Genomic DNA, 21,885 nt, shown 5'->3' on the forward strand with positions numbered 1-21,885 from the left:
CCTTTGCAGCCACTTCATTGGGCTGGAGAGAAGTCGCAGACGACATGGCCGATTTGGGGCTCTCGGAAATGGGATTCTTGTTTCTCATGACAGCAGACTACCTTCAGTAATTTAGAAGAGGTAGCTGTCTCGCATTACATTGGCACGGGGGGGCCGTCCTCAGCGGCCACACGCGCAAGTGCAACGTCCTCACCATTGCTGGCCAAGCTCAGAAGCCAGTCGCCACCGGGCAGGTCATTGGCCCGAATCAGCGCCTCACCTAGCCCGCTTCGCATCCAGTGGACGCGACCTTGAGGACCAATCTGCAACAGATTCAAGTCGTCATCCAGCGCCAGAACCGTGCCGCTACCGTCGTGCGCCTTGATCACGATCAAGCCGGGAAAGTCGAAGTTGGCCAGCGTGCTGCCATCCTCTGCAACGACATCCACTCGCGTCGAACTGCTCCCATGCCTCCAGATCGCCGTGACTCCGTTGGAATGCTGCAGCGAGTCCAACCCGCCCTCGCCACCGGGATCGAGTCTTGTATAGGCGAGCAGCTCTCCGCTCTTATCGACCCTCACCCTGACCAACCCCTGCTCGTTGGGCTGTAACGACACGAAGGGACTTCCCAACACTTCGATTGATCCGTCCTCAAGCACCCGCAGCTGCGAAGCCCTATCCATAGTCTCTCCTGGGATACTGAACACTGGCCCCAGAGGCTCGCCCGTTTCAGTGCCAAAGCATTGGATAGAGACGCCATAGATTGCTTCGTCCAAACCACAAACCTGCTGCTCGTCGCCGGCGAGCATGAGTGGACCGACGCCTGCCAATGAAGGGGCTCCGACTTGGGTACGGGATACCTCAGTTGTCCACTGCACTTCACCGTTGTCTGATAGCTTAACGAGGAGGCTTGCATCCCCGCCGCGGTGCGTGTGCGCGGTAACCACGCCTGTGGCGATCTTCGCAGCCCCCCGCAGCTCACGCCCCAGAGCTGCTCTCGGCTCAGGAACCGGATGGCGCTCACCGCTACTCAACTCGAGGCGCTCAAGCTCCACACTCAGTGGTGGACCGGGAGGGAAACGAACTCCACTCAGAACGAGCAGTTCACCACCAGCGAGCTGTGCAGCCACACGCTGATCGCGACTGAGCGGCGGCAGCACTTCTATCAAGGCACCGTCGTCGCCAAACTTAACAACTCGATCCCCGCGCAATGAGCTCGCCAACCACAGCGTATCGCCATTCAGGGCGCCAACGGCATGGGAGAGCCTCTCATCTTCCAGGCGAGCACTCCAACTGGGATTTCCGTCCGTATCGATGCCTTGCACGAACTGACGATTGTTCTCGTCAAGTACGATGTAGTAACTTCCGCTCGCGTCACCAGCTACGAGGTAGGGACTGCGAAATACCCCTTGGTAAGCCAGCCCGGTCTTCCAGCGGAGAGTTCCATCCTTACCCACTCGCCACAACTCGGTACCCGTCTCCAGCAAGAGATCGTCGTTATGGGCCAAGCGGCGCGGCGTTGCGCTGCTGAACGGCAGATCCAAGGTCCACAACAAGCCGCTGTCATCTACTCCGTGCAAGCGGCCAGGGGACCGCCCCGCCACGTAGGCGAACCCGCCTTCAGCAGTCAACACCGGTTCGCGCAAGTTACTTGCCTCGAGAACCAAGGTTCTGCTGCAGTCGGGCCCCACTCTCAAGACTTGCGCCATAGTAGCTTCGCTGTAGTCCAAGTGGAAAAGCGTGCTAGAGCTGGACGACGAAATTGGGTCGAAGCGCGGGTTGAAGTTCAGCAAGGGGCGCCCAAACAGTTGCCCCTGTGGTTCGCACGTCGAAGACTCGCGGTAAAGGAAAGCGCCGCCGCCGAACTGAACCGGATTTCCATATCGGATCGGCGTGGGCGAACCAATCTGTTCACCGCTGGCATTGTAGAGGCTCAGCAAGAGGGCAGTGCCATGGTTCGAGCCGAGTAAGACGAACCCGCCATCAGGCAACACGAGCGGGTTCCCTCTTATTGGCACTTCCGTTTCGACGGCAGCGGGCATAGAGAAATCCCACGTTGGGATCGCCGAACAAGCCATGCCTGTCCAGAATGTCAATGCGAATCCAACACCACTACACCGAATCATCCCTTGCGACCTCCTCAGATTCAAAACACTCGCATCAGCCATGCATACTCCGCGCATCGACGGCACAGCGCCGAACCAACCACCGCGATAGGCCCTTCGCTTCGCTGCAGAGTTCTTGATTTGGTAACTTTAGGCTTGAACACCCTGTTCAACTTGAAGTCCCGCGCGTCCGGCACCGTTCGACAGGCTCACGGCAGGCATGCCCGTAGGCGCGGGCGCTTCACAGCGACTACTTCGCTGCACGCCAGCAGTCCATCCATGGGCTGCTTCATTGAACCCACCCGTTGAAACATCAATTGGCTCGTCCATAGTGCGGCTCGCACGCACCTGGCGCCCGACGGTCGCCACCTACCATAGGCGCGAGCCACGCTTACGATTCTCCAACGGTGAGTACCGCGACGGTGCGCCAGCTTAGTCTGCCTACTATGCCAATCTTGGCCTGTGCCGAACTCGGCGCGTCTGAAAAGTCCAGGATGGACCTGTTCAGACCGTCCCTAGCGCGCCTTAACTTCCAACTCAGGCACCAGTCCAAGGAAGATCCGCTCAACGGCTTCCAAGTAGGCCGTGGGCGATTCACCTTGCGCAACCTTCAACGCCGCCCTGTCGAAGGCAGCGGAAAGTAGCTGTGTAAGCGCGAGCAAGCTGTCCTCCTGCCCAGGAACAGCTGGCAGCAGCGCAATGAGCCCTTGGTTCAGAGCCTGCGCGCCGGATGCATCACTGAGCGCAAGCTGCGCCGTCTGGTCAAGCACAGCCGGGGCTTGCACCAAGAGAATTTGCGCCCTGCCCTCATCGGCCATTGCCTGAAAGTAGGCTCGTGCGCCCGTCATCAAGGCTTCCATCGGATCGTCGAGCGCTGCGGCTGCGGCTGTCACCCTGTCCGACACTTCTCGCGCCATCTCGGTGGCCACGGCCGCAAACAGTTCGTGTTTATCACGGAAGTGATGGTAGAGCGCCCCTCTGGTCAACCCTGCTTCCTCCACCAAGGCCGGTGTACTGACCTCGCTGAAGCCTTGAGTAAGGAACGAGCGCTTGGCGACTTCCATCAAGACCGCACGCGTCGTCTCTCGTCGTTCCGCTTGGGATCTCTTGGTCATGCCCGCATTGTACATACATGCATAGTGTATGTATCATTCACTTACATACACCGCGTATGTTTCAGGAGAATGCCGTGAAATCAACCCAGTACTACCCGGTCTTGATGACCGACAACGTAAAGGCCAAGGCTGCGTTCTATCAATCACACTTTGGCTTTCGGCCTCTGTTCGAAAGCGACTGGTATGTGCATTTGCAATCGTTGGAGGACGAATCAGTCAATTTGGCCGTGCTCGATCAGCAGCATTCGACGATACCCGCCGGCTACGGTTCGATCGCGCGCGGCATCCTGATCAACTTCGAAGTCGAGGACGCAGAGCAGGAATACGCCAGAGCAATCGCCGCCAAACTTCCGATCGTTCTTCCGCTACGCGACGAACCGTTCGGACAGCGCCATTTCATCACCCGCGACCCGGAAGGGGTGCTGATCGACGTCATTACGCCCATCGCCCCTTCGGAAGAGTTCGCAGCGCAGTACCTCACGAGCTGAAGCATCGATGTCTGGCTCCCGCCGCCTGCCCAGTTCAGCTGGCGGGAGTCCTGACGAAACATCGGGTGTCGCCCTCACAACTTCAACGGTCATACATCGCCCACTCCACCGGTCGCGATGAAGAAAACACTCACCCCCCATCTTTGGCAACCGCCGAAGGTGGAGCTGGTTGCCACCACGCCAAGCTTTTGAGCTGGGTGATGCCGCCAATCGCAATATCCAGGCGCTCAGTGTTGTACCGATCTAGAACGAGTACGACGCTTCGCCGAACCAAAATATCGATAAGACAACCAAACAGTTAAGTAGTTTACGACGATCGTCGATGTTGTCGCAGGTGGACTGCCGCAAACGAACTGAACACGGGAGCCCACTTCGGCCCCGGATAGTGGATAGCAACCTTGAGAAACACTCCTTCTTGTGGTTGCTGCGCCGTTTGATCCAAGCCGAACAAACCGATCGTTGTATGCGCTCGATCAGCTACCGGATGCACGTCGCCAAGTTCCCCGGGCATCGTTTTCATAACGTATCGTTTTTCCATGTGGGTGCCTACCTCATCGTCAGGCGAGGTGCCCGCGAGGCAGGGCGGCAATTCGCTGGCTGTTCAGCGGTGATCGCTCTGAGATCAGCGCCCTTCGTTCTCGGGCACGATTTCGACTTCACGTACTGCTGACGCAGAGTCGAAGCCGACCTTGATTGCGCAGGCCGGAGGTTCAGCTAGTTTGTGAGGGCGAGGGTGCGCTGTTAGGGCTGTCTCGCTCTCGATGAAATCGTAGCCGCAGAAATCCAACATCGAACGAACCATCGCTCGTTGATCGAACGCCAGATATCGCTCATGCAGATGAGCCATCGACGCGAGAAGCGTACCGATTCGTGCAGGACCCACCCAAAGATCTGGCCCTAGTGCGTTCTCGATCAGAAAGAAAAGCGCCCCGCCCTCGTATGGCGCTCGATAGTAGCAGGCGGTGCGATCTCGACCGGAGGCAATCGAAGACAGCAACGTACCATCGGCTACCGATGTTGGAAAACTTGCATCAACGAACTCGGCAATTCCATGCTGTTCACCGTACCTCTTGAGCGATAAGCAACTCCTCAACATGCCCGCTTCGAACTGATTCACCTGATCGCCCCATGTCCAAAGCCACTCTCCATGCTCTTCTGTTCCGAGCAGCTGGATGGAGAACGCCAGATCGTCGCCAAACCGAACCTGCTCGCTCGACCAATCAACGATCCAGTCCCTCTCTCCCACAAGATCAAGGAAGGCGAGCTGTTTGACCATTGCCGCACCTGCGTGCTGCACGAACAACTCGTTAAACGCTTTACTCACTGTCCACAGCTCCTGAATTTACAGACATTGAAATCGCAGCACCTTGGGCTACCTGCTCGCACGAGATAAGCAGCTCGCCTTCATCGTTGTAGACGCTGGAGTAAGGCAGCAGCTGGCTGACAAACTCGCCGAAGGAATTGGCCACCAAAGCAATGTTGCCTTCGTCATCAATCAGCACTACGGTCGGATTCCGATCTTGCTTCCTATAGTCAAGAGCCAACCACAGATGCGGATCGCTTTCGATCAGAACGATACCTTCAGGCAGCGACCATTCTGCGCGGATCTCCTGAGCAGCAAAGATCGAATCCGCTTCGTACTCAACCAGGGAAGCAAGGGCGCCGATCGGGTAGAAAGGCTCGTGTTCCATCCCAAGCCTCTTGCACCCGATACGGTCGGCCACCGGGGTAACCCAGCTTCCTTCTTGATTGATCACCGACGGGTAGCCTGCGGGAAGTTCCACCCCGAAGCGTTCCCTGAACACTGCACTCCACTGCAGGGCAGTGCGCACCTGAAAGCCGGGGATCTCCCGTAGCTCGCCACACGCCAAACAAACGAAGTACGCCGTACCCTGTATCACGTCGGGTCTTGGCAACTCTGCCTCGCATGCGATGCACTGCATCTCCACCAGCCTCTTCAGTCGTTCCAGGTTGTGAAACTCAGCTCAGGGATGTCAACGACGCTGATCTCGTCCTGCATCTGGCGTAGCATTTTTCCCAAACTTGTCGGTCAAAGAACCCTCCGCACGACCCGCCCTTCTCCGGCCTGGGAATCTCTGCCCAGTAGCGGTCCTGATTCTCGTGGTAGATGAACTGGGAAGTGACATCCTTGCGGTCAGTCAGGCCTGCGAAGCCGCCATCCGAGTTCATTCGATCGAGCAGCGCAACCACCTGTCGTGCACTCATGCGCTGCGGCCGACCCGCATCAACCCGCTCGCCGCATGCGTAAAGGCAATAGAACACTTTCGTTCTGCATGTCGCAAAAACCAAGTTTGCGCTCGACGGCCGCCAACGAGGCTGCCCTCGCGCCTTCCGCACTCCGCGACCAACAGAAGGAAGCCGAAATGGCGTGACGATGGATGCTGTACTCGGTGAGACACGGGTGATCCACATCGTCTGTCGCGCAGTCGCCATTCATTGCTGGAAACTGCCACAGCATCGCCTGATGCCAGGAACGGAGAGCCTCGGTTAGCTCGGAGTGCTCCACACGCTGACTCAAGGCCTGACACCAACTGAGCAGGGCGAGCGACTCCTGCGGGGCCGCAGCAGGATCGAAAACAACAATGTCATAACTCATGGTTCGACCAAGATACACAGTTCTAGTTTGCTTGAGACAGGCTGCTGAAATCACTATCAGTCGCCTGTTAGCGGGTAACTCCGAGCGACCTTCGGACTTCACTCGCCGTTTCTCCGAAGTGTTGGTGAAATGCCCGCGCAAACGCACTGGGATTCTCGAATCCTGAAGCTGCCGCCACATCTGATACGGAGAGCGCGCTGACCTTCAGCAGCCTTCGAGCATGGCTTAGCCTATGGCGGCGGCAGTACGACTGCGGGCTGGTGCCGAACACCTCAGTGAACGCCTTGGTAAAGTACCAGGGTGAGTAGCTACAGAGTTGCGCCAGGTCTGGGATCCGCGGCACTTCACTTGGATGACCTTCAATGTGCAAGCGAGCGCGCGTCAATCGCGCATAGATTTCGCGCTTACGCTTGTTGGTGCGTCCAGGACAGCGATTGATCTGATCCCTGGGCAGGGACACGTCGACAATTGCATCAATCAACATGCGGCGTCTTGCCTCTGCCGATGGCCCGGCGTCGTCGGCCGCCCACGCAAGCATCGCCTGCCTTAACATCCGAAAGGAGCCAAGCCGTAGTCGGCCTCGCCCGTAGTGCATTAGGGCGGCACTCTCCACGGTAGAGACAAGACTATGATCAAGCAGCAGGACAGAGGCTAGCGTGCCGCGGTCGGCGCGCAGGGATAGTGGAGCGTTCGCGGGCAACACCAGCCATTCGCCTCGCGCCAGAAGAAACCGACCTTCACGAGCGACACACTCGACCGTTCCTCGAGCCACCGCAATCACAGTCAACGCGACGTCTCGGATATACAGTGAGCTCCGAGCCGGCATCCATGTCACCAGCAGTGGACTAAGCCGAATCTGATCAGAGTCTATCAGCAGCGCGTCGTGCGGCCGCAGTACTTTCAGGCAAGGACGTTGGGTACTCGATGTCATGGGTTCACCTCCGCGCGCACTCAAGGGTTGGATCGACAGCGACAATCGGGCAAGGACCGCAGAACTGCCGCGCTCTGTTTCGACTGCGGTCACCACCTGGCCGCACCGTCTCTGCCGTCAATCAAACACGACCTGTGCTCGATCCCAGTGGGCGCCACCAAGGGAAAGTCTGATCAACAACTTGCGTTGTTGATCGCGGCGCTGCATCCGTGCACCACAGGAATCTCTGAACTTGTTCAGAGATTCCCAAGGCCGCCGTGATACGTCTCATGGTCCTGCAATAGGCTTTGGTTACTGGGGTTTCTAGAGTGCACGCAACTCTTTGCGATCAGCAAACCGTTAGGGACGAAAGCAGGGATCGGATTGACGAAATCGGAAGTTTCGACTGACGCTTTGATACGTGCTTGGCGCCTGGGGTCAGGGCGAATCCAGACTACCCTTTCCCCTCAGCCGGATAGTGATTTGTCGCCGAGCGAATTGTTGCCATTGACCCGAAGACTCGCACTCTTAACATGCTGCTCAATTCGAACTCAGTTGTTTCTTGAGAGGTAGCCGAGAATGCCGGCGTACCACCCGCTTCCTACCGCCTTATCGAGATCAGCGGTCAGTTGTCGGAGCGCGAAACCCGCGCACCGCAAGTTGTTCGAAGCCGACCTATCAAGCGCTGGGGCTGCCGCCAAGCCCGATGCCTACCGATCACAAGAAACTGTCAATCTCCAACGCCGTGTTCGCGGGCTGCTCAATCATCGGCATGTGATTGCAAGCATCGAGGGCTCGTAGGCGCTGATTCCGCAGTCGCTTCGCCAAGTCCTCAGCAACGCTGAACGGCACCACTCGATCGCGTTGACACCAAAGAACCAAGGTAGGTACGTCGACCGCGTACGCGGCTTGGCCTGGCACGAAGGCGCCACGCTCTGGAAGCACGATGGAAGGCAGCACCCTACGCTCAAAGGGCAGTTGTTCGAGATGTACGTCGAGCAGAGCCTGATCAAAGGGCCAAGGGGTCGGCGGCACGCGATCAAACAGCAGAGCGAAACGACGATGCAAACTGCTAAGATCCGCCGCCTCCAACGGGTTGTCGCCGAGCCGCACAGCACGCGCCAGATCGTTGTCGTACTCAACGCCCAACGAATCCAGCAGCACCAGCGAATCCAACTCCGGCGGCCCGTTGGCTGACCACACCAGGGCGATACCGCCACCCATGCCGTGTCCAACCAGATCGATCTGCCCGCCCTCGCGCACAGCGGCAACAAACTCCGCAAATCGCCGGGATTGGGCCGCATAGCCGTAGTCAGAATCATCCTTACGCTCCGACTCGCCCCAGCCAGGCAGATCGGGCGCAATCACCCGATGACTCTTGGCCAAGTGGCCAATTACACCCAGCCAGTGTTCCTTGCGACTGCCAAAGCTGTGCAGCAATAGCAGCGGCTTTCCAGAACCTGCTTCTAGATACGACCAGGTGTGATCGCCTGCGCTAACCTCATGCTTGGCTGCCCCTGCCAGCCAGCTTTGGCGACCGTATTCCAGTTCCAGCGCTATTCTCGGCCGAATCGAAACCGCCGCGAGCAGCAAGCCCAAGGCGATCAACAACGCCCAGAGGACTGCTCGGGACAGCTGACGAAACAGCGACTTTCTGGCCCGTTCCACATGCTTGACTGCGAACTGCGACTGCGCGACATGAGGACTCTCTGAGTCGCCACCTGCCGTGATCGCATCAACAGCTTGCCCGGTCGACGACTCACCGTTCGCCAGACCTTTGACGGCGGCAAGTGCCCGATAGCCCTTGCGCGGCACGGTCTGAATGTAACGCGGCGTTTCCTTGTCATCCTCCATTGCCTTGCGCAACGTCCAGATGACATTGGCGATACCGCGATCGCCGACGGCATAGTTGCCCTGCCACACCTGCTCTACCAGGGCAGCACGACTGACCAACTCGCCCGGCTCGCGGGCAAGCACACACAGCACCTGCATGCATTGAGAGGTCAGCTTCTGCTGGCGACCATCGGCAAAGCGCAAACAGCAGTGCGCCGGATCGACCTCAATGTCGCCAAACTGAAAAGGGGTAACCGCCGGATGATCGGAGCGAATCAATTCAGGGAGGGTCAGCAGGTCGCGGCCTGCCAGTGTACACGCCCTCGGCCCTGAGCCCGTCTTGACTCCCGCCCAGCCAAGCAGGGGCGAACCGACGCTGCTCAATTCGCCCGCCTTAATGCGCCAAATTTGAGTCGCCTGGCGTTCAATTCCTCAGCGGATCCCGGAAACCCGCAGTGACTGCGGTGCGAAGTCGCCAGGTGTGGCTTGAAACTGGAAGTCGACCATCGACTCTTGATTGTCCAAGCCAGACACCAGATAGCGGCCCGAGAGCAGGTCGTTGTGAATTTCAAGCGTCGACCAGAACGTCGGCACCTCGTAATAGCTGATCGAGGGCGCCTCGGACAGGCGCCACAGACGCCCCTGGCCATCGTAGTGGTCAACCAGCATGATTTGCCAGCTGTCTTCGTCGAGGTAGAAGGTTCGGCGACTGTTGATGTGACGCTTGCCGGGCATCAGGCTAGCCTCAACCACCCAAACGCGGTGCAACTCGTAGCGCTGCAGGTCGGGATTCACGAATCCGGGCTGCAAGATCTGCTCCGCCGTTACCTGATCAGAATGCAGCCTATAGGCGTTGTACGGAACGTACATCACCCGCTTGCCGAGCAACTTCCAGTCGAACCTATCGAAGGCGCCATTGAACATGTCGGACATGTCATTGGTTCGCAACCCGTCGGAGGCGGTGCCTGGATTATCGTAGGCAATGTTGGGCGCACGACGTACGCGACGCTGCCCGGGGTTGTAGATCCAGGCCTGACGCGGTTGCGATACCTGATCCAAGGTTTCGTGCACCAACAGCACCTGGCCGGCCAACCGAGGCGGCGCCTCAACCGACTGGAAGAAGTAGAACAGCACATTGTTGATGGAATCGATGGTGCTGCCTGGTTTGTAGTACAGCCCGAGCACCTCCTCGCGCAATCGCACCAGATTGAAGCTTCCGTTTGCGGTCAGCGCGGCTTGATTGTTCCAGCGAGCCACGCCCACGCCTTTGTACTTTAGCTTGTGGTTCCATATCGCTTCATGACCGGAGCGCGGAACCGGAAAGGGAAATCCCTCAGCGGCACCCACCACGGCGTCGCCGCCCTCAGCCAGTTGCGCCGTCCGAGCATTCCTCAACGTGTATTCATAGGTACGCTGCGGAAACGCAGCGGAACGCCGAGAGGGGTAGATCGGCATCTTGTATCCAGGGTGGCGATCGAACATCGCCAATTGGCCGGCACTCAGCTGATCGCGGTGTTCTGAAAGGTTGGCCCGCGTCAGCACTCGCGTTGGCCGGTCGCTTGGAAACGGGTCTCGATGATGTTCACCCTGCACGAACCCGGCCGGCGGTTCTGCGACTCCGCCTTCCCAATCGGGAATTCCAAGCGAAGCGTCACCGGCGCGCTGAGCACCCACGGGCGTCAGCTCATTGCCGAGTTTCGCCAGCTGAGCGGGATCGGCAGCCGAGTGGGCCACGGCGCAGCCAATCAGTAGGGTAAACGCAGCCATCAAGCGCGTCTTTGCAAAAGGATTCATGCTGTGACCTGCGAATTTGGGCCTGGACTCAGAACGCATACTTGATCGCCAACGAAGCGAAATCGCGGTCGCTGATCTGATTCAGACCGCCAGCGCCGGAAAAGACGGTGTAGGAGAGATCGACGGACCAACGGTCGAGATAGATGGCTTCGGCGCCAAGGGTGTAGGACTTTCGGCCTTGCAGAAAGTTGCCGCCGGGCCCCGGGGTAATTCCGTTCACATCGTGATTGAAGGCGAACCGTGGGTTAAGGTTGAAGGCGCTACCGAACACGTTGTTGTAGCTGGCACGCAGCAGGCCGCGGTAGCCCCAACTGAATGCGGTTGGGAATCCGATGCGCTGCGTGAGTGGATTGCGATACACCCCATCGCTGATATCCGGTCCGCCGCCGGTGTCGGTTCCCTCTCCCTCGTAGCGCAACTCGCTTTGCGAGGGGAGGTCCCAGACTTTTGTGCCGCCGAATTCAACCACCAAGGCCAGCTGATCTGCGCCGAGCCAGTTCCCAGGCCCGAAGGCTCGACTCAAGGTCCACTGCAGCTGACTCACTTCATGCTGGCGCCAACCGCGAATGTACTGACCCGGAAGAAACTGACCCAACTGGCTGTTAAAACTGAGTTCTGGGATGTGCGGGGCCAGATTGGCTGGACTTAATCCGGCAAACAAGAGCTCAACGTCATCCACCTGCAGGGGCATGTCGGGACGATGACTGATCTCGCCTTGCCAAGCCCAACCGCCTGGCAGCGAGGTGTTCCAGCTCAGCCCGAACAGATCAAGATCTTCCGGATACTCCATGAAGAATCGGCCAGAATTTGCCGCCGCCGAAGTGACGGCCAAGCCGGAAAGCAGCGGGAACCGACTGTGATGGCGCAGATAGTAGAAGCCAAACTCGGTGTCAAAGAAATCTTCGGCGTAGTAGCGCAGAGCCAAGCCGTACTGCCCGTCGTCGGGGGCCGCGCGCGACGCAGCACGCGGGAATGAGGCAGCGCAACCCGCGCCGATCAGCGTCGCCGCAGTTTGCGGTCCGAAGCGGTCGCTGAGTTCGGCAAATCGGTCACTCTGCACCAGGCCATTCGCCCCAGTGAAACAGGTAGCGAAGTAGCGACCGGGATCATTGACGGGCTGCGGAACGCTGCCGAAGCCCAGCATCACATAGGTGCTGCCGGGTGAGGCGAAGTCGTTGGCACTGAAGTATGTGCCAGCAGCATCGACCTCGATTTCTTCGAATTCCAACAGGTAGGCCAACTCCAGCGACAAGGCGCTGCTCAAGGACAATGAGGTCCACACGGCGTCGAGCGGCAGGAATGCTTCCTTGACCTCCGCACCGGCAACGCGCAGCGCCGATGGATCAACGGCATTGATCACATTGATGCCATTGCGAATGAACGTGCTCTCACCCCAGCTGATGACCTGTCGCCCGACTCGCAAGGTGCCGCTGCCTGAGTCCCCATATTCAAAGTTGTGGTAGACAAAGGCGTCCAACAGTCGAAACCGCTCCCCGATCAGATTCTTCGCCGAGCGCGTCAAATCGTCACGGCGGGCGTTCTCGACGTCATAAAAATAGCTGGCTCGCGCGAATGCGCCGCCGTTGTCCCAGTTCAACGCAAGCTCACTGGTGAGCTTGACCGCATTCGAGATCAGATCACCCTGGTTGTATTTCAGGTTGCCGTCGTCACGATTCACCGAAAACCGGCCACGCGCCGCCACCTGCAGTGCCTGCGCCTCAAGGAAGCGTCCCTGCGCCTGCAAAGCGGCGACCTGAGCGACCAGGGCGGGATTGAAGTGCGCCTTGCCCAGCAGGTCATCGTCGCGATCTGCCACTCGCCACGAGGCGCCGATGGAAAGTGTCGTATCCAGACTGCCTTGCACCGCCCCCCAGTCCAGTTCAATGGCGTTAGCGCTCTGAGTCCAAACGGAACCGAGTGCAATGAGAACGCCTGCGGCGAGCTGATGGATGGGGGCGAGACGAGGACGCTGCAACATCAATGACTCCGCAAAATGAGGGGTGTAGTTCGGCGCGCGACCGACAGGACCTGGGCACGAAGCGCGGCGATAGGCGCAATCTCGCAGCGAACATTGCCGTCAGCAACGCCACAAGTGATTGATATGAAACGAAGTGATAAGAAATGAGAGAAAAAGAGCCAGCCGGGGGATCGGCCATCACTCTTTCAGCAACCTGATGTCGCGCGCCAAGGTCGGCGCGCTTGATAACTTCCAGGATGGAGGTACTGCAGCGGCCTGTTAGGCGAGCTTTCTGCGCCAGCCAGCGAACCTGCTTCATCCAGGCACAGATGATCACCAAGGACGTTGCCTCCAGTACAAGACGACTAGCCCGGCTATCCGGGCCAGGCCGAGTGGGCTGACTTGGGTTGGGACGGCATGCCGTCCCGCGCGTTCGCGCGGCGGCCGCATGAGGGCGAACCGTACCGGGATCGATCTTTCGCGAGCACCTTGTCGCTGAGTCAGCATCGGTAGAGACTCACGCCACGCCTGCAACTCCTCCCCGGCCTTTCAGCGCCACGTCTTTACCTGCGCAGGCCAGCTGGCCCGGATATATCCGGGCTAGATCAGACTGCCCGGAGTCAGAGTCCTCGCGCTCGCGCAGGACCGAACCTCAATCATGCGCATCCAGTGCGGCACGGACCGTTGCCACGTAACGTGCACTTACACCGATGCGCTCGCCGGTGCTGAGCTCAAGGCTCACACCCTCGGCTTCGCTGGAGTGGACGGCTTGAATGGCCGCGCGACGCACAATGGCCTTGCGGTGCACGCGCAGAAACTGCTGCGGATCAAGGCGCTCTTCCATCCAGCTCATCGGCGCTCGATGCAACAGGCAGCGATTCTCGCAGTGAAGTTCGACGTAGTTTCCCGAAGAGCCAATCCAGACGATGTCCTCGATGCTCACCCGCTCAATCTTGCGCACCGATCGCACGCTGATCGACTTGATCCTTGAGGGAGCCTGGCCTTCATCCTTTGCCTGTTGATCATCAGCCAGATCCTGCACCGCGCCGGCGTACTGCGCGCGCTGTTGCCATTCCAGCAGTTGCTCGGCGCGCTCCAGCGTCTGCGCCAACCTGCGGTCATCGAACGGCTTCAGCAGATAGTCCAGGGCGCGTGCTTCGAATGCTTCGATGGCAAACGAATCGAACGCAGTGACGAACACGATGATCGGTGGATTGGGTCGCCCGGCAAGACTGCGGGCGAAACGCACCCCGTTCTCGCCTGGCATCTGCACATCGACGAACATGAGATCGACCTCGTGCTCGTCCAAGGCACTTCGGGCCTCGGCAGTGTCGGCAGCTTCTGCCACGACTTGCCATCGATCGAAGGCCTGCATCGCCAAGCGCAGGTTGTCGCGCGCGGGCTGCTCATCATCGACGATGATCACACGTCGCGGCTCAGTCGTCATCGCGGTCCACCAGTTTCAGATTCACTTCGAACGTACGCTCTTCGATCACCGTGGTTATCTCCGCTCGCCCCTTGTATATCAACCACAGGCGCTCGCGCAGACCGGTGAGCCCGATGCCAAATCCTGGTTGCGTCATCCCGCTCAAGTAGGGATTGCGCACAGTGATGAACAGCTCTTGATCACGCATTTCAGCCAACAGCTCCACCACACCCGGTTCCCGCATTGGCTCAATGCCATGGCGGATGGCATTCTCAACCAAGGGCTGCAACAGCAAAGGCGGACAGGGAAAATTGAGCAGGCTGTCCGACACCGCGATTCTCACTCCCAAACGCTCGCCAAAGCGCAAGCGCTGCAATGCCAGATAGCCGTGCAGAAAATCCAGCTCATCCGAAAGTGTCACCCACTCGCGACTGGAAGCGCGCAGGGCGTATCGAAGCAAATCACTCAGCTCAGAAATCGCACTCAGTGCGGCAGGCTGATCGGCACGCCGCACCAGGCCAGCGATGGCATTCAAGGCATTGAACATGAAGTGGGGTTCGAGCTGAGCGCGCAGCCGTTCCAGGCGCTGTTGTTCCAACTGCAGTTTGGCGGTCAGCAGTTCGGACTCCGCCTGCTGGCGCGCGCGCGCGTTCTGTGTGTCGCGCCAAAAGATGACCCAGGCCGACACGAAGGCCAATGCACCCGCCATCATGATGAGGTCGTACAGGAGGTAGATGAGGGGCGGTGGCCTTTCGATAACGGCGGCCAGTGAGGGCAATGGTCGCTCTGCAAACCAGGCCGAGACCATCGCATAGACAACAACCTGGAAGGGGAAGAAGGTCAGCGTGGACAACAGCGCCAACGCAAGCACATGCCTAGGTCCCACAGCTGATCTGCGGCTCAGCAGCCATTCGTGAGCCGTCCAACTGAACAGCGCCCACAGCCAAAGCGTTGGCAACATTTGCACAAGTGTGGGCCAGAACTCGACAGCAACACCGGCTCGGCTGGCCGATTCCACTTGAGCCAGACTGAATACCAGGGCCATCACTGCCCAGGCAGCGTGATGCACCAAGGCCCGCTGCCACCAGCGACCGGCCGGCGCCTGCCCTCCCGCCTGGAGAGCCAGGCGTGCTGCGTCGTCGTTCGGGGTGAGAGAGGTAGTCGCCAAGTCATTCGCCCAGGCGGGCGCGTCCAGAGTCAGGAATCGAGGTCAGTGTAGTCTGCCGCCGCGATCGAGGTTGAGCAGGTGGGACGAAACGGGCTGTCGGAGACACGAACGCCAGGCGGTTCCTGCTCTGCTCCTACCCATCAGCGCGCCGCATAGAGCTGACTACCCCGCCCCTCTCGTCTATTGAACACCAGGGATGATCGATCGGCGCTGAGCGAAAACTGCCGCCCCTGATTGGGCACGTCCTCGGCGATCAAGCTCGATGATTTCTGCTCGAGATCGAAACGGTAAATGCCTGATGGGTTGCCGGTATTCGGGCGGTAGTAGATCCCGTCGACATGTACCTCCCAGTGGTGGCGATGGTCGGCGTCAAAGTCGGCGATCAGCAGCACCTCGTCACCCCCGGTCACCGGCATGCGCCAGAGGCCGTGCTCGTGCGGTTTGCTGAAGTACAGCCATTGGCCATCGAGGCTCTCGCGGGCCGAATAGCCGCCACGGGTAGTGATCTGCTGAAAGTCGCTGTCGCTCAGCTTGGCTTTTAGCCGCTTAACACCGTAGTCCGCTACCCATTCGTACTCCAACTCGCGCGATACGCGCCAGATCTGCCAACTGCCGCTGCGGTCGCTGGCAAAATAGATATGCCGACCATCGCGCGACCAGGCGGGCGCACTGGCCACCCAGTGTTCGGGTAGGTGGGTGGAACTATCGGGTGTGTGTTGCCTCACCGTTCCATCGGCGGTATCGACCGAGAGCAGCACATTGGAGACTTCGAGCAGGATGGCGCTATCGTCGGGCGCCCAGCGCAAGGGCTTATGTTCGATCCAGAACGGCGAACGCAATAGTTGTCGCTGTTGTCCGTCTTGCTCGCGCAACCAAAGCTCCGGCTGACCACTGCGTTGGGAAACAAAGACTAGACGTTCGCTGTGGTGGGCGTACTGGCCGAAGTATTCGTGGCTGGAGGATGCGATCAGCGCCCCCGGCTCGTCGGCATCGCCGAGCTTGCGTTGCCAGATCTGCCAGCGCTGCTGGGAGACGATATGCAGCAGGCGATCACCCGCCGGGCCCAGCACCGGCGCGTAGATCTCGCTTTCTGCTTGCAGCAGGGTTTGTCGATCGCCATCGGAGAACCGATGTTCGACCAAGGAGTTGGGCGTGTCGTTGTAAATCAATCCGTCGCTGCTGGCGTTGTAGCTGAACGCACCGAGCTGCCAACCCCACTCGAACACTTCGATCGGTTTGCGCTCGCGCCACTTCATCTCGAACACATCGGTTTCTTCACCGTAGAAGTTGCGCGCGAACAGGAAGCCACTGCGATCCGGCGCACGGGCCAGCCAGTAGTCGCCATAGCCGCGATAGGCACCTTTGCGCTTGTAGTCCCAAGCCAGGTTGGTTTCCGGATTGGTCAACTGCTGCTTCTCGCCAGTGTTCAGATCGAACAGGAATACCCGATACGGGGTGGCAAAGCTGTCGCGATCGGTGAACGCGATACTGGTATCGTTTTCGGCCCAGATCACCCGACTGTCACTGCTCTCTCCGCAACGCAGCAGCTCACGTTCGCTGCGCACCTTGGCCTCGGCATCCAGGGTCAACAGCATGATGCGACACACGCCGGCACTGCGTCGTACAAACACGATGCTAAGGGCGTCGGCCGACAGGTCCGGCGAGTAGTCGTCGGCATCAGCAGAGGTCAACTGCTGCAGGCCGGCACCATCGGCCTGGATGCGGAACAGGTGACTGCGCTCACCGGCCGCTGCGCGCTGAGCGTAAACGATCGAGCGACCCGCCGGGTCGATAGCAGGGTCGAAGGTTTCGCTACTGCCTTCGGTCAGAGCGCTGAGCGACTGGAACTGCGCGGTCTGATTCCAGCTCGGTTCGGCTGGCAGCCACCAGATTGCACCGATCGCCAATGCCAAGCCGAGCGGCGCCGCCACGATCACCCAGCGCAGGTGGCGCCGCGGTGTGGCGGCGGCCGTTACCGGTAAAGGACTGACTTCGGCAATCAGCCGATAGCCGCGCTTGGGGATGGTCTCGATATAGCGCGGCGCCTGCGAATCGTCGCCGAGTGCTTTGCGCAACTCGGCGATATTGCGATTGACCGATTGCTCACAAACCACCCGCTGCCAGACCTTCTCCAACAACTCGTCGCGACTGACCGGCCGGCCCGGATGTTGGGCCAGATAGACCAGGGTATCCATGACCCGCGGTTCGAGACTGATCGACTGCTCGGCCCGGCTCAACCGGTTCAATGCGGGCTCGACCCGCCAGTCGGCGAGCAGAAAGGGGCGCGGGTCACCGGCTGGGCGCTCGGCGCCAGCAGAGGCGGAGGAAGAGAGAGGCAACGAGAGGGCTGAACGGAAAAGGAGCCTGCATTTAACCGGAGCCGCCCATACCCCGCAACCGCCAAAGGTTTGCCCCAGATCGGTGAACCAAGTTCTAAAGCATTGATTGCAGGGCCTTAATCTTTTCCTTATCGGAAGTTCGCCTGGATTTGATGACAGCCGGCCGGGCACTCGGCAGAAAGCGAAGCGTCTTCGCTGAGAGAATGTCGATGTCTGAGATTGGTTCGCGCGCCAGGTCCGAGGCGCCGTGGGATACACCTCGCTGGCTTCAGCTGGTCGCGATGCTGGGCTTGGTGCTGTGCATGCTGTCGCTCTTGCTCGGTTGTCAGCAGCTGGCAACGGATAATCCACCGCCCGCAGAAGCCCGGCGCGATCCGATTCAGAACCTGCTCGACGAGGCGGTGGCCAAAGGGCTGCCCGGCGCCGTGGTGTACGTCGAGGGGCCGAATCGGCGCTTTCTCGGCGCCAGCGGCCTAGCCGATCGCGACACCGGCACGCCTCTCAGTCCGGAGTCGCTGTTTCATACCGCCAGCAATGGCAAGACCTATGTCGCCGCAGCGGCCTTACTGTTGGTCGACCAGGGCCGGCTGTCGCTGGATCGGCCGATTCAGCAGCAATTGCCTGAAAGCCTACTGCGTCGCTTGGACCTGGCGCCCGAAGTCAGTCTGCGCCACCTGCTCAGCCACACCAGCGGCGTGTACAACTACAGCGACAATCCGGCCTACACCCAGGCGGTGATGGCGGCACCGGATCGCTACTGGTCGGTGGAGGAATTGCTCGAACTGGCCCGCGGCCAACCCGCCAAGTTTGCAGCCGGGCAGGGCTGGTCGTATTCGAATACGGCGTATTTGCTGGTCGGCCAACTGCTCGATCACCAGCTCGGCCAGCCGCATCAGCGCTTCCTGCAGGAACGGATTCTTGACCCGCTGCACTTGCAACACACCTACCCGCTCCCCAATACGAAGGCCGAGGCCGGCCTGGTGCACGGCTATCTCGACGTCGATGGCAATGGCGATTTGGAGGACGCGCGCCCGTTGGCGCTAACTCAAGGTTTCGCCGATGGCGGAATCGTCAGTACAGCGGAGGATCTGGGGCGCTTCTTCAAGGCCCTGGTCAGGCCGTCTGGCGAGTTGGCACCCAGCGTGTGGCGCGAGATGCTGGGCAATCTACGCCCGTCCCAGCCGCAACGCCGCTACGGCCTTGGCATCCGCGAATTCAGCACGCCGCATGGCCTGGCCTACGGCCACGGCGGCCGACTGCCAGGCTACGCCAGCGAGGTGTTCTATTTCCCGGTGCAAGACGTCACCGTCGTCGTCCTGGCGAACGGCACCGACGGGCCGCTGGAAGCCCTGGTTGAACACCTCACCGAGCAGGTCATCGCCTTCGCCCTGCCGGCGCCCCATATCGCCTCTCGTTCCCACTCCGGAGCCCATGAACAATGAGATTCACTGCAACTCGCAAACCCTGCCCACGCGGACTGAGCCTTGCCATCGGCCTTGCCATTCTCGGCGGCAGCGCGCTATCGCGTGCCGAGGATGCGGCGAGCCTGGACACCGTCGAGGTCACCGGCAGCCGTCTGCAACGCCTGGATGCCGAAACCGCATCACCGGTGATCGTGATCGATCAAGCCAGCATTCAACGCTCCGGCCACGCCACCATCGCCGATCTGTTGCGCGAGAGCACGGCCAATAGTTTCGGCTCGCGCCGTCAGCAAAGCGGTTATGCCGGTGGCCAACAGAACCTGGCCACGATCAATCTGCGCGGCCTCGGCCAGCAACGCAGCCTGATCCTGGTCAATGGAAGGCGTCTGGCCAATTCGCCCGCCCTGCCGGATACCCAGAACCTGGCCCTGATTCCGCTGGCCGCAGTGGAACGGGTGGAAATCCTCCTCGATGGCGCCTCATCGATCTATGGTTCGGATGCGGTCGGCGGTGTGGTCAATATCATCCTCAAGCGCAACCTCGATGCGCACCAGGTGCAACTGCACTTCGCCAGCCCCGAACAGGCCGGTGGTGAAGAACAGCAGGTTTCACTCAGTGGTGGCATGCTCGGCAACGGCAGCAGCTTCAGCTATGCCTTGAGCCACGGTGAAACCGAGGCGATCTTCGATACCGATCGCAAGCTCACTGCGGTGGGGCTGAGCCAGTACGGCTTTCCCGCCAGCTACACGGCGCTGGCCAGCAATCCCAATCCCGCTGGCCCGACGATCGTCACCGTGACCCGTGCCGATAGCCGCTGCCCCGATGTGTTAGGCGGCTCGGCGGAGTTTCCCAACTCGGTGCTGGATCGCAATCAGTGCTTTTACAATTTTGCCGCCAGTTCCAACAGTATCCCGCAGCGCGAACACAGCGCGCTGTTCTTCAACGGCGACTGGCTGAGCGAGGGCGGGACCCGTTGGTTCAGTGAACTCAGCGTTAGCCGGGCGCAATCGACTGGCACTTATGCGCCAACGCCGCAGGTCGGCGGCCTGCCCTACTTCCCCACCATGGCGGCCGACAATCCCAACAACCCGACCCGCGGCCAGAGCTTCGATTTCGACACCGACGGCGATGGGGTCGCCGATACGACCCTGAGCGGGCCGTTCGATCTGCAGCTCTACTACCGCAATGTCGCCGGTGGCAATCGCCATACCGACGTTCGCGACGACGCCCTGCACCTGCTGTTTGGCCTGGAAGGCCGCATCGAGGGTTGGAACGCCGACTACGATCTGGCCCTGCAGCACGACCGCAACGAAACCGATGAGTACACCGTCGGGTTGGCACGTCGCGACCTGCTGCAGGCGGCAATCGACAATGGCAGTTTCGATCTGTTCGCGGTCAATGGACCGACCGATCTGGCGCTAGCACAGAGTTTCGTCACCGACACCCGCTATGCCGCCGAATTCGAATTGAATGGCCTCGACTTCACCCTGCGCCGCCCCTGGTTGCTCGACAGCGGCCGAGAGATCGCCAGCGCGTATGGTCTCGACTTCAAGCAGCATCGCTATCGCAGCCTCTTTGATGATCCATTCGGCGGCAATCTGATCGACGGTCGCGCCGGCGGTGGTAGCGCGGCCGGTGATCGCGATATCGCCTCGGCCTTCACCGAGTTCGGCATTCCGCTCGGCGAACGCAGCGAACTTAACTTATCCCTACGCTGGGATCAGTACAGCGACTTCGGCGGTGCACTCAGCCCGCGCATCGGCATGGTCTGGCGCAGCAGTGACAGCTGGCTATGGCGCACCAGTATCGGTCGCGGCTTTCGGGCGCCCAGCCTGTACGAGTTGTATAGCACTCAGGGCCAGAGTTTCATCTCGGCGGTCGACTCATTGCGCTGCCGCGCTCTGGGAGACAGCGATGGCGATGGCACCGACGACAGCGAGCAGCCAATCTCCAGTTTGCCTGCCGACTCACTCTGTCGTCCATTGGTGATCCAGACCATCACCAGCGGCAATCCGGACCTCGAAGCCGAGGACTCCGACTCGCTGACCTTTGGCACCGTATTCGAACCGAACGAGCAGTTTCGCCTGAGCCTTAACTACTTCTACCAGCGCTTTGACCATCAGATCACCGTATTGCCCGCTTTCGACCTGCTTGATCAGGAGGCCGACGATGGCAGCCACCCGGCGGTGATCCGCGATGCCACCGGCCAGATCATCGCCATTGATCAGCAGTATGCCAACTACTCCGGCGCCCGCGCCCAGGGCATTGATCTCGGCCTACGTTATCGCTGGTCCAGCCCACGCTGGGGCGAGTTTTCGCTCGGCTACGACCTCAGCGCCCTACTCGACTACAAGGTCGAAACGGTGCGCGGGCAAGGCTTTCGCAGCGTTGACGGCGCACCCGGCCTGCCGAGCAGCAAGTCCGATCTCAGCCTCTCCTGGCAGGGCCAGGCCTACAGTGCCCATCTGCACATGCAGATCATCCCGGAGATGGAACAACAAGACACCGAGTTGGGCTCCTACTACCCGGTTGATCTGCAGCTGATGCGCCGCATCGGCGAAGGCGCGCGTATTAGCTTTGGCGTGCGCAACCTGTTTGATAAGGAACCGCCGAGCAGCGCCAACCTGGGTTTTCCGTTCTACATCGTCGAGATCGGTGATATCACCGGCCGGACCTGGTATCTGCGCTACCAGCAAGAGTTTTGAAGCCGGAAACCGACTCTCCCTGCACCGA

14 protein-coding genes are annotated in these 21,885 nt (G+C 60.0%); 3 read left to right on the plus strand and 11 right to left on the minus strand.

Translation table 11 applies throughout. The features are described 5' to 3' along the window. Positions 1-134 precede the first annotated feature (134 nt). Positions 135-2,021 carry a hypothetical protein gene (locus IFO71_RS14490; protein ID WP_192030367.1) on the minus strand — a complete coding sequence of 629 codons (1,887 nt, stop codon included), beginning with the start codon at positions 2,019-2,021 and terminating at the stop codon, positions 135-137. 578 nt (positions 2,022-2,599) lie between these two features. Next, complete coding sequence (locus tag IFO71_RS14495) at positions 2,600-3,148, minus strand: TetR/AcrR family transcriptional regulator (protein WP_192030368.1); 549 nt, start codon at positions 3,146-3,148, stop codon at positions 2,600-2,602. Between the two features lie 125 nt (positions 3,149-3,273). On the opposite strand from IFO71_RS14495, the gene IFO71_RS14500 reads away from it, so the two are divergent. Then, positions 3,274-3,687, plus strand: a complete 414-nt coding sequence (locus IFO71_RS14500) for a VOC family protein (protein ID WP_192030369.1) — start codon at positions 3,274-3,276, stop codon at positions 3,685-3,687. Between the two features lie 622 nt (positions 3,688-4,309). Here the strand turns inward: IFO71_RS14500 and IFO71_RS14505 are convergent. From IFO71_RS14505 to IFO71_RS14545, 9 genes are all read right to left on the minus strand, one after another. Continuing rightward, positions 4,310-5,011, minus strand: a complete 702-nt coding sequence (locus IFO71_RS14505) for a DUF6882 domain-containing protein (RefSeq protein ID WP_192030370.1) — start codon at positions 5,009-5,011, stop codon at positions 4,310-4,312. Next, positions 5,004-5,519, minus strand: coding sequence for an SMI1/KNR4 family protein (locus IFO71_RS14510; RefSeq protein ID WP_192030371.1), 516 nt, complete (start codon positions 5,517-5,519; stop codon positions 5,004-5,006). Before IFO71_RS14510 ends, IFO71_RS14505 begins: the two co-directional genes overlap by 8 nt. Positions 5,520-6,371: 852 nt before the next feature. After that, positions 6,372-7,235: an AraC family transcriptional regulator gene (locus tag IFO71_RS22655; RefSeq protein ID WP_425502900.1), complete on the minus strand. Its 864-nt coding sequence runs from the start codon at positions 7,233-7,235 to the stop codon at positions 6,372-6,374. Positions 7,236-7,931: 696 nt separating this feature from the next. Beyond that, the gene (locus IFO71_RS14520; RefSeq protein WP_192030373.1) at positions 7,932-9,326 is read right to left on the minus strand and encodes an alpha/beta hydrolase; all 1,395 of its coding nucleotides are present in this window, start codon (positions 9,324-9,326) and stop codon (positions 7,932-7,934) included. Positions 9,327-9,479: 153 nt separating this feature from the next. Continuing rightward, positions 9,480-10,841 (minus strand): DUF1329 domain-containing protein, encoded by a 1,362-nt coding sequence (locus IFO71_RS14525; RefSeq protein ID WP_225444665.1) that lies wholly within the window; start codon positions 10,839-10,841, stop codon positions 9,480-9,482. A 28-nt stretch (positions 10,842-10,869) separates the two neighbouring features. Next, positions 10,870-12,819, minus strand: a complete 1,950-nt coding sequence (locus IFO71_RS14530; protein WP_192030374.1) for a DUF1302 domain-containing protein — start codon at positions 12,817-12,819, stop codon at positions 10,870-10,872. A gap of 631 nt (positions 12,820-13,450) precedes the next feature. Next, positions 13,451-14,245 carry a LytR/AlgR family response regulator transcription factor gene (locus IFO71_RS14535; protein ID WP_192030375.1) on the minus strand — a complete coding sequence of 265 codons (795 nt, stop codon included), beginning with the start codon at positions 14,243-14,245 and terminating at the stop codon, positions 13,451-13,453. Further along, positions 14,235-15,392, minus strand: coding sequence for a sensor histidine kinase (locus IFO71_RS14540; protein WP_192030376.1), 1,158 nt, complete (start codon positions 15,390-15,392; stop codon positions 14,235-14,237). The genes IFO71_RS14535 and IFO71_RS14540 overlap by 11 nt, the downstream gene beginning before the upstream one ends. Positions 15,393-15,532: 140 nt before the next feature. Then, positions 15,533-17,638, minus strand: coding sequence for a winged helix-turn-helix domain-containing protein (locus IFO71_RS14545; protein ID WP_192030377.1), 2,106 nt, complete (start codon positions 17,636-17,638; stop codon positions 15,533-15,535). Between the two features lie 302 nt (positions 17,639-17,940). Here IFO71_RS14545 and IFO71_RS14550 point away from each other — a divergent pair, with 302 nt between their 5' ends. Together IFO71_RS14550 and IFO71_RS14555 are read left to right on the plus strand one after the other, a co-directional pair. Continuing rightward, on the plus strand, positions 17,941-19,173 hold the full coding sequence (locus tag IFO71_RS14550) for a serine hydrolase domain-containing protein (RefSeq protein ID WP_192030378.1): 1,233 nt from the start codon (positions 17,941-17,943) through the stop codon (positions 19,171-19,173). Next, positions 19,170-21,857 carry a TonB-dependent receptor plug domain-containing protein gene (locus IFO71_RS14555; RefSeq protein WP_192030379.1) on the plus strand — a complete coding sequence of 896 codons (2,688 nt, stop codon included), beginning with the start codon at positions 19,170-19,172 and terminating at the stop codon, positions 21,855-21,857. Before IFO71_RS14550 ends, IFO71_RS14555 begins: the two co-directional genes overlap by 4 nt. Positions 21,858-21,885 lie beyond the last annotated feature (28 nt).

This window comes from Pseudomarimonas arenosa, assembly GCF_014841215.1.
GTDB lineage: Bacteria > Pseudomonadota > Gammaproteobacteria > Xanthomonadales > Xanthomonadaceae > Pseudomarimonas > Pseudomarimonas arenosa.

Excerpts from the sequence above, each read along its gene's own strand:
- IFO71_RS14495 (WP_192030368.1), bottom strand. The coding sequence starts at position 3,148 with ATGGAAGTCGCCAAGCGCTCGTTCCTTACTCAAGGCTTCAGCGAGGTC.
- IFO71_RS14535 (WP_192030375.1), bottom strand. The coding sequence starts at position 14,245 with ATGACGACTGAGCCGCGACGTGTGATCATCGTCGATGATGAGCAGCCC.
- IFO71_RS14525 (WP_225444665.1), bottom strand. The coding sequence starts at position 10,841 with ATGAATCCTTTTGCAAAGACGCGCTTGATGGCTGCGTTTACCCTACTG.
- IFO71_RS14550 (WP_192030378.1), top strand. The coding sequence starts at position 17,941 with ATGTCTGAGATTGGTTCGCGCGCCAGGTCCGAGGCGCCGTGGGATACA.
- IFO71_RS14555 (WP_192030379.1), top strand. The coding sequence starts at position 19,170 with ATGAGATTCACTGCAACTCGCAAACCCTGCCCACGCGGACTGAGCCTT.
- IFO71_RS14530 (WP_192030374.1), bottom strand. The coding sequence starts at position 12,819 with ATGTTGCAGCGTCCTCGTCTCGCCCCCATCCATCAGCTCGCCGCAGGC.
- IFO71_RS22655 (WP_425502900.1), bottom strand. The coding sequence starts at position 7,235 with ATGACATCGAGTACCCAACGTCCTTGCCTGAAAGTACTGCGGCCGCAC.
- IFO71_RS14490 (WP_192030367.1), bottom strand. The coding sequence starts at position 2,021 with ATGCCCGCTGCCGTCGAAACGGAAGTGCCAATAAGAGGGAACCCGCTC.